At 56.9% G+C, this 15,197-nt stretch carries 16 protein-coding genes; 6 read left to right on the top strand and 10 right to left on the bottom strand.

The annotated features are described in order from the left end of the window. Positions 1-53: 53 nt before the first annotated feature. Both EDB95_RS07200 and EDB95_RS07195 read left to right on the top strand, forming a co-directional pair. Positions 54-710: a response regulator transcription factor gene (locus EDB95_RS07200; RefSeq protein ID WP_133992098.1), complete on the top strand. Its 657-nt coding sequence runs from the start codon at positions 54-56 to the stop codon at positions 708-710. A 207-nt stretch (positions 711-917) separates the two neighbouring features. Beyond that, on the top strand, positions 918-2,312 hold the full coding sequence (locus EDB95_RS07195) for an ammonium transporter (protein ID WP_133992095.1): 1,395 nt from the start codon (positions 918-920) through the stop codon (positions 2,310-2,312). Here EDB95_RS07195 and EDB95_RS07190 read toward each other — a convergent pair. From EDB95_RS07190 to EDB95_RS07160, 7 genes are all read right to left on the bottom strand, one after another. Next, the gene (locus tag EDB95_RS07190) at positions 2,231-3,712 is read right to left on the bottom strand and encodes an ArnT family glycosyltransferase (RefSeq protein ID WP_133992092.1); all 1,482 of its coding nucleotides are present in this window, start codon (positions 3,710-3,712) and stop codon (positions 2,231-2,233) included. The genes EDB95_RS07195 and EDB95_RS07190 overlap by 82 nt on opposite strands. 4 nt (positions 3,713-3,716) lie before the next feature. Continuing rightward, positions 3,717-5,693 carry a M1 family metallopeptidase gene (locus tag EDB95_RS07185; RefSeq protein ID WP_133992089.1) on the bottom strand — a complete coding sequence of 659 codons (1,977 nt, stop codon included), beginning with the start codon at positions 5,691-5,693 and terminating at the stop codon, positions 3,717-3,719. Positions 5,694-5,775: 82 nt separating this feature from the next. Next, on the bottom strand, positions 5,776-6,225 hold the full coding sequence (locus tag EDB95_RS07180) for a PepSY-like domain-containing protein (RefSeq protein WP_162852505.1): 450 nt from the start codon (positions 6,223-6,225) through the stop codon (positions 5,776-5,778). Between the two features lie 95 nt (positions 6,226-6,320). After that, positions 6,321-6,986, bottom strand: a complete 666-nt coding sequence (gene rsmI / locus EDB95_RS07175) for a 16S rRNA (cytidine(1402)-2'-O)-methyltransferase (RefSeq protein ID WP_133992084.1) — start codon at positions 6,984-6,986, stop codon at positions 6,321-6,323. 6 nt (positions 6,987-6,992) lie between these two features. After that, positions 6,993-7,241 carry a phosphoribosylformylglycinamidine synthase subunit PurS gene (gene purS, locus EDB95_RS07170; RefSeq protein ID WP_133992081.1) on the bottom strand — a complete coding sequence of 83 codons (249 nt, stop codon included), beginning with the start codon at positions 7,239-7,241 and terminating at the stop codon, positions 6,993-6,995. A 23-nt stretch (positions 7,242-7,264) separates the two neighbouring features. Next, positions 7,265-8,041 carry a CDP-diacylglycerol--serine O-phosphatidyltransferase gene (pssA, locus tag EDB95_RS07165; RefSeq protein WP_133992079.1) on the bottom strand — a complete coding sequence of 259 codons (777 nt, stop codon included), beginning with the start codon at positions 8,039-8,041 and terminating at the stop codon, positions 7,265-7,267. Continuing rightward, positions 8,038-9,333, bottom strand: coding sequence for an aminopeptidase P family protein (locus EDB95_RS07160; protein ID WP_133992076.1), 1,296 nt, complete (start codon positions 9,331-9,333; stop codon positions 8,038-8,040). Before EDB95_RS07160 ends, pssA begins: the two co-directional genes overlap by 4 nt. Before the next feature lie 207 nt (positions 9,334-9,540). Between EDB95_RS07160 and pckA the strand changes: the two genes are divergently transcribed. Then, positions 9,541-11,142: a phosphoenolpyruvate carboxykinase (ATP) gene (pckA, locus tag EDB95_RS07155; RefSeq protein WP_211352057.1), complete on the top strand. Its 1,602-nt coding sequence runs from the start codon at positions 9,541-9,543 to the stop codon at positions 11,140-11,142. 39 nt (positions 11,143-11,181) lie between these two features. Here pckA and EDB95_RS07150 read toward each other — a convergent pair whose 3' ends face one another. Together EDB95_RS07150 and trpS are read right to left on the bottom strand one after the other, a co-directional pair. Beyond that, the gene (locus EDB95_RS07150) at positions 11,182-11,817 is read right to left on the bottom strand and encodes a deoxynucleoside kinase (protein ID WP_133992073.1); all 636 of its coding nucleotides are present in this window, start codon (positions 11,815-11,817) and stop codon (positions 11,182-11,184) included. 24 nt (positions 11,818-11,841) lie between these two features. Beyond that, positions 11,842-12,873, bottom strand: a complete 1,032-nt coding sequence (gene trpS, locus EDB95_RS07145; RefSeq protein WP_133992070.1) for a tryptophan--tRNA ligase — start codon at positions 12,871-12,873, stop codon at positions 11,842-11,844. A gap of 39 nt (positions 12,874-12,912) precedes the next feature. On the opposite strand from trpS, the gene gatC reads away from it, so the two are divergent. The 3 genes from gatC to EDB95_RS07130 are packed head-to-tail and all read left to right on the top strand — an operon-like array spanning position 12,913 to position 14,504. Next, complete coding sequence (gene gatC, locus EDB95_RS07140) at positions 12,913-13,203, top strand: Asp-tRNA(Asn)/Glu-tRNA(Gln) amidotransferase subunit GatC (RefSeq protein WP_133992067.1); 291 nt, start codon at positions 12,913-12,915, stop codon at positions 13,201-13,203. Positions 13,204-13,205: 2 nt separating this feature from the next. Beyond that, positions 13,206-13,910, top strand: a complete 705-nt coding sequence (locus EDB95_RS07135) for an ABC transporter ATP-binding protein (protein ID WP_133992064.1) — start codon at positions 13,206-13,208, stop codon at positions 13,908-13,910. A gap of 33 nt (positions 13,911-13,943) precedes the next feature. Next, the gene (locus tag EDB95_RS07130; protein WP_133992061.1) at positions 13,944-14,504 is read left to right on the top strand and encodes a cob(I)yrinic acid a,c-diamide adenosyltransferase; all 561 of its coding nucleotides are present in this window, start codon (positions 13,944-13,946) and stop codon (positions 14,502-14,504) included. Here EDB95_RS07130 and EDB95_RS07125 read toward each other — a convergent pair. Next, positions 14,501-15,106 (bottom strand): ABC transporter ATP-binding protein, encoded by a 606-nt coding sequence (locus EDB95_RS07125; protein ID WP_246073554.1) that lies wholly within the window; start codon positions 15,104-15,106, stop codon positions 14,501-14,503. The genes EDB95_RS07130 and EDB95_RS07125 overlap by 4 nt on opposite strands. Positions 15,107-15,197: the final 91 nt, after the last annotated feature.

The raw sequence follows: 15,197 nt of genomic DNA, 5'->3' as shown, positions 1-15,197 counted from the left end.
CGTACCCGGTTTGCGGTATTGCAGTTCCGCGCAAAATTCCCCACCTTCGCCTCATGATGCCCATCCGTGTTTGTATTGTCGAAGACAACAGGGACATACGCCAGGCGCTTGAACAGATCCTGCAACTGTCGGGTGGATTTGAATGGGCCGCTTCGTATAGCTCCGGTGAAGACGCCCTGGTGGGCATTCCCATAACCGTTCCGCAAGTTGTCCTGATGGACATTCACCTGGGCGGTGTGGACGGGATCGAATGTGTCCGCATCCTCAAACGCCGGTACCCGGAAATGCTCTTTATGATGTGTACCGTGTATGAAGACGACGCCAAGATCTTCGAAGCCCTCCGTGCGGGGGCGAGCGGGTATGTCTTAAAAAAGACCACCCCCGACAAGCTCCTGGAAGCGATCCGGGAACTGAACGAGGGAGGTTCCCCCATGAGCAGCCAGATCGCCCGGAAGGTAGTGGCTGCCTTCCAGGGCCAGGGCAAAGCCGCCCTCCCGGGCGGCGCCTACGAAGAAAGCGACCGGCTCGACTCTTTGTCCCGACGGGAAATGGAAATCCTCGAAATGCTTGCCAAGGGAATGATATATAAGGAAATATCGCTGTCTCTCTTCATTAGCCCCGAAACGGTCCGCAAGCACGTCTACCATATTTACGAAAAGCTCCACGTCAACAACCGCGTAGAAGCGATCAATAAGTTCTTCGGGCGATAATCTAATTTTTGCACATTTTAGTGGCGTTCGACCTTGAAAAGGGATCTTTCTTAGATAAAATCTAATGGAGGGTCCCATTTTTATTTTATCATCAAACGAATAAATATTAATTATATACATTACACATGTAACATAAATCGGCAATTCTTTGTAAAATTGTACTGCGATAATATATTTTATTTAATACTAACTTGTTCGATTACGGCTATGGAAATGTCCCTTTTCAAACGAATTGCTCCTTTTGCTGTGTTGGTCGTCGTATGTCTCGCCAGCCTCTTCACCCCCACCCTCGCCAACTTCAAAGGCGGGTCCGTTTATAATGGAGCGGACATCACATGGGTGCTCGTGGCCACTGCCCTGGTTTTCCTGATGACCCCGGGTCTCGCCTTCTTTTACGGAGGGATGGTCAACCGGCGCAACGTCCTGTCCACGATGATCAAAAGCTTTATCGCCACCGGTGTCGTCACCGTCATCTGGGTCGTGATCGGCTTTAGCCTGGCGTTTGGCAAAAGCATGGGCGGTTTTATCGGCAGCCCGTTGACCTACCCGTTTTTCTCCGGTGTGAACAGTAGCGCGCCCTGGACGGGTGGTGCGACCATTCCTTTGCTTTTGTTTGCCCTTTTTCAGTTGAAGTTCGCCGTCATTACCCCGGCCCTGGTGGTCGGTGCGGTGGCCGAGCGGATCCGGTTTAACGCCTATATATTATTCATCGCCTTGTTTAGCCTGTTGGTGTACGCCCCGATCGCCCACTGGACCTGGCATCCGGACGGCTTCCTGTATAAGCTGGGTGTGCTGGACTTTGCCGGTGGTACGGTCGTCCACATTTCCGCCGGTTGTGCGGCCCTGGCGGGTGCCCTCGCCTTGAAACGGCGCAATTCCGAGGTCACGCACCCCGCCAACATTCCTTATGTCGTCCTGGGGACAGGCCTCCTGTGGTTCGGCTGGTTTGGTTTTAACGCCGGTTCCGCCCTCGCGGCGAATGACCTGGCCGTAGGCGCCTTTGCCGCCACCAATACCGCGGCTGCCTCTGCCGGTGTGGCCTGGATGCTGTTCGACGTCGTTCGCGGTAAAAAACCGTCCGCCCTCGGCTTTTGTATCGGCGCCGTCGTCGGCCTCGTAGCCATCACCCCCGCCGCCGGTTATGTAGGCGTTCCCCAAAGCCTGGTCATCGGTCTTACCGCCGCGCTGATTTCTAACCTCGCCGCTCATGCGAAGTCAAAGACGGGCGTAGACGACACCCTCGACGTATTCCCCTGTCATGGTCTGGGGGGTATCGTAGGGATGATCCTTACGGGTGTTTTTGCCAGCAAGGTGCTCAATCCCTCCGGCGCCAACGGACTTTGGTACGGAGACACCGCCCTTTTCCTCACCCAGCTCAAAGGACTGGGTATCGTCGTCGGCTACAGCTTTACGGTATCCTACCTCATCTTCAAACTCATCAACGTGCTGTCGCCCCTGCGTGTCACCCGCCAGGAAGAGCTCGTGGGTCTGGACGAATCCCAGCACGGCGAAAAATATGTTCAAGGCACCTTGCTCGTGGATTCCAACGGGACCTTCGAACAAAAGAGCGCAAACGAACCGTTCTCCGTGTCCAACCGATAGTCGTTCAATCGTTCTGTAATAAGTTTTGTGTAGTAATTACCGGGGTCCAGGCCCCGGTAATTGTTTTTTATAAGGACGATGCAGGCGGGTGGATGCCCTTGCATTTCGGTGTCGAGGGTGTTCCGGTACTCTTTTGAATATCCCGCATTCTCCTGCAGCGGCACGAGGAACCGGGTAGAGCACAGCCGGTCGGACAGGATGTAGAGGTATTGATTGCCGAAGCCGGCCAGGACGATGGGGGTCGTGTCGCTTGTCGTGGATTTTATCCTTTCGGCGATGCCGTTCATGTCTTTGCTTACGGCCCTGTTTTGCGGGATCGCACCGATGTTGGCGTTGACCGCCCAGGCCAGTGCGGCGAGCATCGCCATCCGCGCGAGGCGGTATTTTATCACCAGGTCGCCGAGGATCAAGGTCGTTGGCAGGAGGAGGAAAAGGAAGTAATGGGCATAGGTCTTTCCAGAAAGGTAGACCAGCGGATAGGCGGCGAGGTAAATTGCCGCGCAGGCGGTTTGCATGCGGTCGGGCCATTGGCGGGCGCCGCTTTCGTCCGGGCCGCCTTGCGCGCGGCCCCGGCCGGCGACCCAGCGCGCGAGCGCCCGCAGCGCGATCCACGCCATCCACGCGTTAAGCACGAGCAGCAGCGAAACGCCATGATACGCAAGAAAGCTGTTCTGCATAAGCTGGACGCGCAACCAGCGCCCCGGCCCTGGCCTCGCGGCGCTTTCCGAATTGTAGATGAACACCTGGTCCAGGAACTCCCGCCCGATCCCCAGCGACCACAACAAGAGCGCCGTCAGTGCCATCCCCGCGAGAAAGATACCAACGTATCCCAGCGCCTTGCGGTCGGGGGCATCGGCGGTGATTATATCCAGAAATGCGATCCCCGCAATAATAACCGCGCCGTTTTGCTTGAGCAGACAGGCGAGCACGAGGGCGGCGCCGCCGATCCAAACCGTACGCGCGCTTTTGCGCGCAAAGGCGCGCGCATACCAGAGCGTCAACGGAAGCACAAAGGTCTCGGTCAGAAAGCCCTGGTCCCAGCTCAGCAGGTACAACACCAAAAACACCGAGATGTACCATGCGGGCCGTGGACGGCCAAAAGCACGGACGATGCCCGCCAGGAGCCAGCAGTCCAGCCCCAGCACGGCGAGCTCCAGGAAACGAGCGCCCAGAAAGGGATTCCCCCGGACGATAAAGCCCGCCAGGCCGATCACGTAGATCAGAAAGGGTTTATTGTTCCAAAGATGCGTGTAGGGCAGCAACCCTTTTGTCAGCAAAAAAGACCCGTACAGGTGCAGACCGGCGTCTACACCAGGCGCGAGCAAAGCCAGGTGGATGAATACCAGGAATCCCAGGATCGCGGCTACCAGCCAGGTCGTCCAGGGAATCCGGCGGCTCATCGGATCATTGCCATTTTAGTTCCAGGACATTGTTGCGCCGGTCGACATCCGCCATCCGCTGGGTGGGATCGATTTCGGCCCGGACGATATCCCTGAGGTGGTGGTTGCTTTGGACGATATACGTGGGATTGGTCCAGGGCCAGGGATCGAAAACGGTCCGGGGACCTTCGCCGGCTTCCGCGGGCTTGCTTCCAAACATCAGGTCGACCGGCACATACAGCAATTCGGTCGAGCCGTCCTGGAAGGTCAGCTGGAGGTCTATGGGCATCGGCATCTGCCCCACCCGTTTGAGGCGGATACTGGTCTTCCCGTTTTCCTCCCAAAGACTGTCGATCCCGTAATCGATCGTCTTGGTCGTGGAGATCCAGTACTCTTTATACCAGTCCAGCTTTACATGGCTTACGTTTTCCGCTACCCGTATAAAATCGCTGGCATTCGGGTGTTTGAAACGCCAGAGGCGGTAGTATTCATGCAAGGTCCTGTCCCGGAGCGAGTCGCTGATGATGTACCCGAGCTGGCAAAGGAACATGGCGCCCTTCGAATAGGAAGAAATGCTGTAGCCGTAGTTGGTATTGAAGTGGTCGGCGTGGGTGGTCAAAGGTTCGGCCATACCCGACTTGGTCAATTGGAAATAAGAACGGTACGAAGCCGACTGGTTGACCGGCAGGTTCATGTTTTCTTCCTGCCCTTTCCCTTTCCGGTACCAGGCGGTCACTTCGCCTTCTGCGTATGTCGTAAAACCCTCGTCCATCCATGGATACATACTTTCGTTGGTGCCCAGCATGCCCTGGTACCAACTGTGCATCCATTCGTGGAAGGCGCCCCCCAGGGACGGGCCGACGAGCAGGGTGCTCATGGGATACTCCATCCCCCCGTCACCCCCCTGGATAAAGGAGTACTGTTTCCAGGGATACGGACCAAAGCGTTTTTCGATATAAGGCAATACATCCACCGCTGCGTCGGCCACCAGGGTCCAGCGCCGGTCGTTCTCGTCTATATACTTCTGGGAGTCCATCTGGTAGTACTTGGCCTTCGTGGAATCCGGGAGGTTGTCAAATGCTTTTTTGAGGAGGTCGATATTCTTTTTGTACAGGACGTGTATCGTACGCCCGCCGGATACGTGACGGACCAGGTGGACATAGTCCGGGTCGGCCGCCCACATAAAGTCGTGCACGTTCGGGGCCGTAAACTTCCAGGTCAGGTTGGGGCCGTCGGGACGAACGACCTTTATTCCCGGGGTCTCATATCCATAGCCGATCTGGGCGGCATTCACCAGGTAGCCGGTCCCCCCGAGGATGTAGTGCCGGTCGATGGTGATGTCCACGTCATAGTCGCCCCAAACGCCATAGAATTCACGGGCGATATACGGCGTGGGGTGCCATCCCTCGTAATCATACTCGCACATCTTCGGATACCACTGGCTCATGCTGTAGCGTACTCCGTCGACGTTGTCCCTGCCGCTGCGCCGGATCTGGAGGGGCACCTGCGCTTCGAAGGACATGGTGAAGATCGCTTTCGCATGGGGAAGGATGGGTTTGTCCAGCGTCACCACCAGGATCGTCCCCTGGACCTTGAAGGACTGGGGCCGTTCGTTCATCGAAAGGCTGAGGACCTTCTGATACCCGATCTCATCGTCGCTCAAGTGTTCGATCCGGTCCCTGACGCGGCTGTCCCAATCGCGGATGGGGTTCCCCTTGCGGTCTTCCCCCAACACGGTCTTGCCCAGCTCACGGCTGCGCACATCCATTTCGCTCCCCGGCTGAAAAGCGTTCCAGTAAAGGTGATAAAAGACCTGCGTCAGGGTGTCCGGGGAGTTGTTCGTGTATTCCAGGATCTGTCTGCCCGTAAAACGGTTGGTGGTCACATCCATGTTGATGTGCATGGTATACTTTACGTGCTGTTGCCAACGGTCGGGTTGGGCGTGTACCAAAGAGAAAGAGCCCACGAGGAGGAGCAAGCTTAAAAGACCCTGTTTGATCATGAACGCAGGTTTAAGGGATAATGCGGCCCAATATAAAGAAAAATAGGGCCTCGTGGGCCCTATTTTCCGTAAGCGGCGCCCCCTACAGGGTCGACGTCCCCTCCAGCATCTTCCCGCTGGCGTTGAAATAAAGGTATTTTTTCTGGATCCCGCTTTTGCGGACCAGGAGCCGGTATTCCATCACATTCCCGGGTTTGTACAGCACGGTGTATTCCTTTACCTGCCACGTGTCGGTATAAATGCTTTTGTCATAACCGTCCTTGACGGCCGGCGGGAGCTGGTCGGCCGTAATGGTCCGCTCGGACCCTTTCCACTGGCCTGTTTTGTCGTAACGCGCCAGGTACGCGCCGCTGTCGAGTTTGAACTCCGCCTGGAAGTAGGAAATCTTGTCGCTCCAGGTCGCCCCGGTCGCATTGGGGTATTGTTTGCGGAAGGCGTCGGTCACTTCACCGGGGATCTTCCTGAACTGGGCCTGGGCGCTTCCCAGAAAGAAGGCCGGGCAGATGAGCAGTAAGGCTATGAGTTTATACATGGTCATTGATTGATAGATGGGAGCTCGCAATTGTTGCGCCAACCCGATATGAACGAACGCGAATTAACATTATTGTATCTCCTGCCGGAGGCGCCTTATGGCTTGGGGCCCACGACGACGACGATCTCGCCCTTCACCCCTTTTTCGGCGAAGTACGCCGCCACCTCCGCCAGGGTCCCGCGTTTGTTCTCCTCGAACATTTTGGTCAGCTCCCGGCTCACCGAGCAGGGGCGATCGGGTCCGAAGTACGTGGCAAGCTCTTCGAGGGTCTTGACAAGACGCATGGGGGATTCGTAAAAAACGATCGTCCGTTCTTCTTCCGCCAGCTTTGTCAGCAGCGTATGCCGCCCCTTTTTGGGGGGAAGAAACCCCTCGAACGCAAACCGGTGCATCGGCAGACCGCTGTTGACCAGCGCCGGAACGAAGGCGGTGGCGCCCGGAAGACACTCCACGCGAATGTCCGCCCGTATGCATTCCCGCACCAGCAGGAAGGCAGGATCGGAAACCCCGGGCGTGCCCGCGTCGGTGAGGAGCGCCATGGTCTTCCCCGCTTTGAGCTGGTCCACCAGGTGATGGACGACCTTGTGCTCGTTGTGTTGGTGATAGGGGGTCACCGGTTTGGTGATCTGGTAGTGCTGCAACAACCGGGCGGACGTCCGCGTGTCTTCCGCCAGCAGCAGGTCCGCCTGCCGGAGCACCTCCACTGCCCGAAAGGTCATGTCCTGGAGGTTGCCGATGGGAGTTGGGACGAGATACAGCACTTGTCGTTAGTTGACCAGCTCGATCTCGTAGAACTCCATAACTGGATTTGCCAGGAGTTTTTTACAGGCTTGTTCCGCGAGGTCGCGGGCGTCCTTCTCCGACGCGGCTTCGAGCTGCAAGGTGATGTGTTTGCCGATGCGCACGTCCTGGATGGCCGTCACGCCCAGGTTCTGCAACCCGCCCAGCACCGCCTTGCCCTGGGGGTCCAGAAGCTCTTTCAGCGGCATTACCTTGATTTGTATGTTGTAGATCATTGCCAATTTTTAAGGGCACAAAGCTACGGGTTTTCCGCGGTTTGGCGGCGGCCGATGACGAGCGAGAGGACGACGTACACCGCAAACACGAAAGGCACCGCCACCCAATGCAGCACGACCGCGCTGACCACCGACAGGACGGCCAGCAGCCATTTGGGCCAGTTGTCTTTAAACGAATAGGTTTTGAACTTGATGCTGAGCACCGGGATGTTCGATATCATCAGGAGGCTGAGGACAATGATCAATGCATACAGGACCCAATGGTTCACCACCCAGCCGGCCAGACCGAACTGGTCATAAAAAAGAACCAGCGGCAGGGACGCCACGAGCAACGCGGACGGGGGCGTGGGCACCCCGATAAAACCATAGACCTGGCGGGTGTCGATGTTGAACTTGGCCAGGCGGTAGGCCGCGCAGCAGGGGAACAACAGCGCGGGCAAAAATGCCCAGGTGGAGGTGTCGAAAGCGGAAGGCTCCCGAAGGTAGCTCATCCGCAGGAGCTGGTACAGGATCATCCCCGGCGCCACGCCAAAGCTGACCACGTCGGCTAAAGAATCCAGTTGTTTGCCCATGGGTGAATCTACCTTTAGCAAACGCGCCACAAAACCGTCCAGGAAGTCCACGAGGGCCGCACAGCCTATAAACACGGAACCCCAGACGATCCGCTCGGGCATGTTGATGTGCAGGATGTTGCCGTCGTCCAGGTAGCCAATGTTTTCACCGGGTTGCAGGATACACACGATGGCCAGGCAGCCAAAGGCGAGGTTGAATAAGGTTACGATATTGGGAATTTGCTTCATAAACGTTGTTTCATCAGCGCCTCGATCTCATCCACGGTGATGGGAATGTTCTTCATCAGGTCCACATTCCCCTTCTTCGTCAGCCAGACATTGTTTTCAATCCTCACCCCCATCTGCTCTTCTTCTATATATATCCCCGGCTCCACGGTCAGCAGCATGCCTTCCTCCAGGGGCTCGGTCTTTGTGCCTAGGTCATGAACGTCCACACCCAGGTGATGAGATATGCCGTGATATAGGTATTTTCTGTAGGCCCGGTTCTCCTTGTCTTCATTCTTGACGTCGGCCTTTGTCAGGAGACCCAGTTTTACAAAGACTTTTGTGGCCTCTTCCCCAACCTGGTCCGTATATTCCGCGAGGCTGATGCCCGGTTTCAGGATGGATTTGCAAAACTGGTGGAGGTGCAGACAGCCGTTGTACACCTCTTTTTGACGGGGCGTAAACCTGCCGTTGACCGGGACGGTCCGGGTGAGGTCGGCGTTATACCCGCCGTACTCCGCTCCGAAATCCATCAGGACCAGTTCCCCGTCCTTGCACTCCTGGTCGTTGAACACATAGTGGAGAGTCCTGGCCCTGTCGCCGGAAGCAATGATACTACTATATGCCGGACCGGAAGCGCGGGAACGCAAAAATTCGTGCAGGACCTCCGCTTCGATTTCAAATTCCATGACGCCGGGGCGTATAAAACCTAAAAGACGGCGGAAGGCCTGTTCGGTGATGTCGATTGCTTTCTGGATGACCTCCACTTCCCGGGCGGTTTTGACCGCCCTGAGGTCCCGGATGATTTTGGCGGACCGTTGGTAATGATGAAGGGGGTAGCGCTGCTTCATGGTCTCGATGAAGCGGTAGGCCCGGGTGACCACGGGGCTCGACTTGCGGTCGTTCTCGTTGGTGTCCAGGTAAATATGGTCAGCGATATGGATCCACTGCTGCAACAACGCGTCGATCGCATCCAACCAGACGATGGTCGTCACGCCGGAAATCGCCGTGGCTTCTTCTTTGCGAAGGCGTTTGCCGTCCCACTTTTCCTTCAGTTCATTGGGGCGGACCAGGACGAGCACCTCCCGGTATTTCGGGTCTGGGTTGTCCGGAAAAAGCACCAGCATGGTGTCCTCCTGGACAATCCCGGTCAGCCAATAAAGGTCGCTGTTTTGTTTAAAGGGCAGGAGCGCGTCCCCGTTGGACGGCCATTCGTCATTGCTGACAAAAATAGCAATCGACCCCGGCTTCAGGGCTTTGACGAAGCGTTTCCGGTTGTCGCGGAAAAGTTGGGCATCCAAGGGTAAGTACTTCATAGCGTTGCCAAAAGTAAAGATTTCGCATTCGTTCAACAAAGCCGAAAGAATGCTAACGACTGTTCACATTCTTCAGGTTTTTTTAAAAATCGTAAAAAAACAATCGTTTGCTTTCGAAATATCCTAAATCAGGGCCAAAATAGGGCATTCTTTTAGAGAATTTTAAATCCCTAGTTTTGTCGTTCACCCCAAAATGTGTGTCCGTTTATGTCATTTTCCATGCTGACAGTCGATCCTGCCAAGATTCGCCAAATGGGTTTTCACCACCCTGAACGTGTACATTACCAACTGCCGCCCGATGAACTTGTGGAAGAGACCCTGAGGAGGGGGGAGGGCCGGCTTAGCCAAAACGGTGCACTCCTGATCAATACGGGTACCTTTACCGGCCGGTCTCCTAAAGATAAATTCATCGTCCGGGACGCCCTCACGGCCGACACGGTCCACTGGAACGACTTCAACCAGCCGATTCCGGAAGCCTCCTTTGACCAGCTCTATCGCAAGATGATGACCTACCTGGATGAAAGGGAGGTATGGGTACGCGACGGCTACGTATGTGCAGACCCCCGCTACCGCCTGAACATCCGCGCGGTGAACGAACAACCCGCCGCCAACCTCTTTTGCTACAATATGTTCGGCCGGCCTGACGAGGAAACCCTGGATACCTTCAAACCGGACTGGACGATCCTGCAGGCCCCGGGCTTTACCGCCGACCCCGCCACCGATGGAACGCGGCAGGGGAACTTCGCCCTTATCAGCTTCACCCGGCGCACCATCCTGATCGGGGGGACCGCTTATACCGGGGAGATCAAAAAAGGCGTGTTTTCCATCCTGAACTACCTCATGCCGGGTGGACAGGGCGTCCTCTCCATGCACTGTAGCGCCAATGTCGGTGAAGACGGGGATACGGCCATTTTCTTCGGCCTGAGCGGAACCGGAAAGACCACCCTCAGTACCGACCCCGCGCGACGGTTGATCGGAGACGACGAACACGGTTGGACCGATACCGGTGTCTTTAATTTCGAGGGCGGTTGCTATGCGAAGTGCATCGACCTAAGCGAAAAAAAGGAACCGGAAATCTTCCACGCCATCAGGGACGGTGCTTTGGTGGAGAACACGGTGTGCTTTCCCGGCACGGACGAGATCAATTTTGCCGACCGGTCCATCACCGAGAATACACGGGTCTCCTATCCCCTACACTATATCGAACACCTGCAGGAAAAAGGCATGGCCGGTTCGCCGCGCCACATATTTTTCCTTACCTGCGACGCCTTTGGGGTCATCCCCCCGGTGTCCCGGCTTTCTCCCGCGCAGGCGATGTACCAGTTCATCAGCGGATATACCGCCAAGGTCGCGGGAACGGAAACCGGCGTCACCGAGCCGAAAACCACGTTTAGCGCCTGTTTCGGCGCGCCCTTCCTCCCGCTTCACCCGGCCCGCTACGCGTCGATGCTGGGCGAACGGATCCGCACCAGCGGGGCCAAGGTCTGGTTGATCAACACGGGCTGGACCGGCGGACCCTACGGGGTCGGCGAGCGGATGCCGCTCCACTTTACGCGGGCGATGGTGAAGGCCGCGCTCGGTGGGGCGCTTGATGGCGTTCCTTACCGGACGCACCCGCTTTTTGGAATGGACGTGCCGCAAAAATGTCCGGGGGTGCCGAATGCATTGCTGAATCCGCGGGATACGTGGATGAACAGGTCGGCCTACGACGAGCAGGCTGTGAAGCTGGCGGCGTTGTTCGTGGCGAACTTTGCCAAGTATGCGGACGGCGTGAGCGCGGAGATCAAGGCGGCGGGGCCGCAGTTGTAGGGGCGCGAGGCGCGCCGATAAATGCGGCGGGCCGCGGCTTTAGAACAGCCCGAACAGCATCCCGTCAATCTTATTGATAATATCCCCGAGGTGCTCCTCATTCTCGGGGAACTTATTCTCATCGATGTTGACGACGAGCAGGGGTCCTTCCTTATAGGAATCGATCCACTTGTTGTAGTATTCGTTGAGGCGTTTGAGGTAGTCGAGCCGGATGTTCTCCTCGTATTCGCGGCCGCGTTTCTGGATCTGGGCGACCAGCGTCGGAACGGAGCCCTTGAGGTAGATCAGGAGGTCCGGGGGGTTGACCATGCTTTTGAGGGTCTCGAAAAAGGTACAATAGTTCTGGAAGTCGCGCTGATCCATGAGCCCCATCTCGTGGAGGTTGGGGGCAAAGATGTAGGCGTCTTCGTAGATGGTCCGGTCCTGGATCACGGTCTCGGACCCGCGCTGGATGTCGAGGAGCTGGTTGAGCCGCCCGTTCAGGAAGTAGATCTGGAGGTTAAAGCTCCAGCGGGGCATGTCTTCGTAGAAGTCGTATAGATAGGGATTATGGTCTACGTCTTCGAACTGTGGAATCCACCGGTAGTGCTTGCTCAGCATTTCGGTGAGGGTCGTCTTTCCGGCGCCGATATTTCCGGCGACCGCGATGTGTTTGGGCTTCTTGGGCTTCGCCATACAGGTGAACAATGACTAGGTAAGTTAAGATAAAAAGCGGTAATCCATCCCCATGGCATGGCGGACCAGTTGAAGGGTCGCCGCGGCACTGATCCTGGCCTTTTCAGCGCCTTCGCGCATGACCTTGTGGAGATAGCCCTTGTCCTTTTCCAATTCCCGTGCCGATTCGCGGATAGGGGCGATAAACCGGATCATGTCTTCGGCCAGGGCCTTTTTCATATCCCCGTACCGGATGGCCGCGTCGTTATAAGCAGCCGTATAGTGCAGAATGGTGCTGTCATCTGATACAAGACGCATCAGCAAAAACAGGTTTTCGATATAGTCGGGCATGGGGGTATTCGGTGCCGTGGGTCCCGCGTCCGTTTTGGCCTTCATCACTTTCTTACGGATCAGGTCGTCGTCGTCGTTGAGGTAAAGGGTGGCCATCTGGTTTTCGCTTTTGCTCATCTTTCCGGCGCCGTCAAGGCTGGGGACTTTGAGCAGCTCGTGGCCGAAATTAAAGGCGTAAGGCTCGGGAAAAACCTCCTGGCCGTAGCGGTGGTTAAAGCGCTGGCCGAAGTTCCGGGCCATTTCCAGGTGTTGTTCCTGGTCCTTGCCCACCGGGACCTTTACCGCGCGGTGGACCAGGATGTCCGACGTCATCAGGACCGGGTAGGTCAGCAGCCCCGCGTTGACGTTCTCCGGCTGCTGGCGCACCTTGTCCTTGAACGAGGCCGTTTTCTCCAGCTCTCCTTTGTAGGCCAGCATATTCAGCAGGAGGTACAACTCGGCGATTTCCGGGATGTCGCTTTGTACATACAACGTCACCTTGGCCGGGTCGAGGCCGCAGGCGATGTATTCCGCCAGTACCCGGTGTACGCTCCCCGACAATCCTTTGGTATCCGGGTGGGTGGTCAGGGAGTGCCAGTCTGCGATAAAAAAGTAACAGTCATAGTCTTCCTGCATGCGGACGTAGTTGCGCATCGCGCCGAAATAGTTCCCCAAGTGCAAGACGCCCGTGCTGCGGATTCCGCTGACGACGATCTCCCGTTTGGAGGATGTTGCCCCGTTTGACATAGGCGGCGAAGATACTGTAGAAAAGCCTATTTTTACTTTATGGACGTAACGGACGCATTGGTAGATAAGATCGCCCACCTGGCACGGTTGGATTTCCCGGAAACGGAAAAAACTTCCATGAAAAAGGACCTGGAACGGATGATCCGCTTTGTGGAAAAACTACAGGAGCTGGATACCACCGGGGTTCCCCCTCTGCTGCACATGAGTGACGTGATCAACAACCTGCGGGAGGACGAGGTCAAAGGGTCCGTTCCCAGGGAGGAGGCGCTGAAAAACGCCGCCCGCCACAGCGACCGGTTTTTCCTGGTCCCGAAAGTCATTAAAAAATAGCCATGCCCCCCATCATCCACCTGCAATCCTTGAGCAAAAGCTATTACCTCGGTAAGCAAGAGCTGCCCGTTTTGAAGGGGATCGACCTGGACATCCAAAAAAATGAATACGTGGCCCTCATGGGGCCCTCGGGCTCGGGCAAAAGTACGCTCATGAACATCCTGGGCTGCCTGGATAGCCCGACGTCCGGCAAATACGTGCTCAACGGGCACGACGTGAGCCAGATGCCCGACGACGACCTGGCGAACGTCCGCAACCGTGAGATCGGCTTTGTCTTCCAGCAGTTCAACCTCATGGCCGGGCGTACGGCCGCGGAAAACGTGGCCCTTCCCCTGGTGTACGCGGGGGTCTCCCGGAAAGAACGGAACGAAAGGGCCATGACCATGCTGGAGCGCGTCGGTCTGGCCGACCGCAGCCATCATAAACCCAATGAATTGTCCGGGGGGCAGTGCCAGCGCGTGGCCATCGCCCGGGCCCTTATCAACGACCCGGCCATGATCCTTGCCGACGAACCCACCGGCAACCTGGATACCAAGACCTCCGTGGAAATCATGGAGATCTTTACGCGCATCCATTCCCAGGGCAATACAGTCGTGCTGGTGACCCACGAAGAGGACATCGCGGGTTTTGCGCACCGGATCGTGCGGCTCCGGGACGGGGTTATCGAGAATGACCGCGTGACGCGGGTGGAAAAGGTGCTGGGCTGAGCCCCTGCGCCTCCCCCGAAATTTGCAACGCTTATGGCGACCAAAATCTACACGAAAACCGGCGACAAAGGCAAGACCAGCCTGATCGGGGGGACAAAGGTCCCCAAGAGCCACGACCGTATCGAGGCCTACGGGACTGTCGACGAGTTGAATTCCCATATCGGGCTCGTGGGCGACCTTCTGGCCGCGGCGCCCGAAGCCGATAGCGCCTCCGCCCTACTGCGCGAGATCCAGGACCGCCTCTTCACGATCGGCTCCTCCCTGGCCTGCGACCCCGAAAAAGAACCCAAGCTAAAAATCCCCGATTTAAAGGAAGCCGACGTGCAATTGCTGGAGCAGGCCATGGACGACATGAACGACCAAATCCCGCCGATGAAGGCATTTATTCTCCCTGGTGGTCATCCGGCAATTTCCTCCCTGCATATTGCGCGCTGTGTCTGCAGACGCGCAGAAAGGCGCGTAGTAGCCCTGGAGGAGGTCGATCCCCTGGTCCTGCAATACCTGAACCGTCTGAGCGATTATCTTTTCGTATTGGCCCGTTTTACGGCCGAAAAATGGGGCATCCCCGAGGTGCCGTGGAAACCCAGGGTTTAGCTAAGCACCACCCCATCCTTCATGTGCACAATGCGGTCGCTCATCTGGGCGAGCTCCTCGTTATGGGTCACGATAACGAACGTTTGCCTGAACTGGTCGCGGAGTTGCAAAAACAGCGCGTGTAGCTCACGGGCATGGACGGAATCCAGGTTCCCCGTCGGTTCATCCGCGAAAACAACGGCGGGTTGGTTGATGAGGGCACGGGCCACGGCGACGCGTTGTTGTTCGCCCCCGGACAGGGTATGTGGCTTGCTGTCGGTGCGGTCCGAGAGACCCAGGGTGCCGAGGAGCTCCAGCGCCCGGCCTTCGACCTCTTTTTTACGCTTACCGGCCAGCCAGCCGGGGATGCACACGTTTTCCAAAGCGGAAAATTCGGGTAACAGGTGGTGGAACTGGAAAACAAAGCCGATGTGCCGGTTCCGGAAATGGGCCAGCGCTTTTGTCCGCAGCCGGTCCACCCGGGTCGTTCCAAAAAAGATTTCCCCTCCGTCGGGGCGGTCGAGGGTGCCGAGGATATGGAGCAAAGTACTTTTTCCTGCCCCGGACGAGCCCACGATACTGACTATCTCTGCCGTTTTTACCTCCAGGTCGACACCCTTCAAGACCGTCAGATTCCCAAAACTCTTTGTGATACTCCGCGCACGTAGCATGAAAAAAGGCAGCTTTTCGGCAAACCTATGCTATAATCTCGAC

Source organism: Dinghuibacter silviterrae (assembly GCF_004366355.1).
Classification (GTDB): Bacteria; Bacteroidota; Bacteroidia; order Chitinophagales; family Chitinophagaceae; genus Dinghuibacter; species Dinghuibacter silviterrae.
The sequence above is the reverse complement of the archived record's forward strand: the minus strand, read 5'-3'. Positions and strand labels throughout refer to the sequence as shown.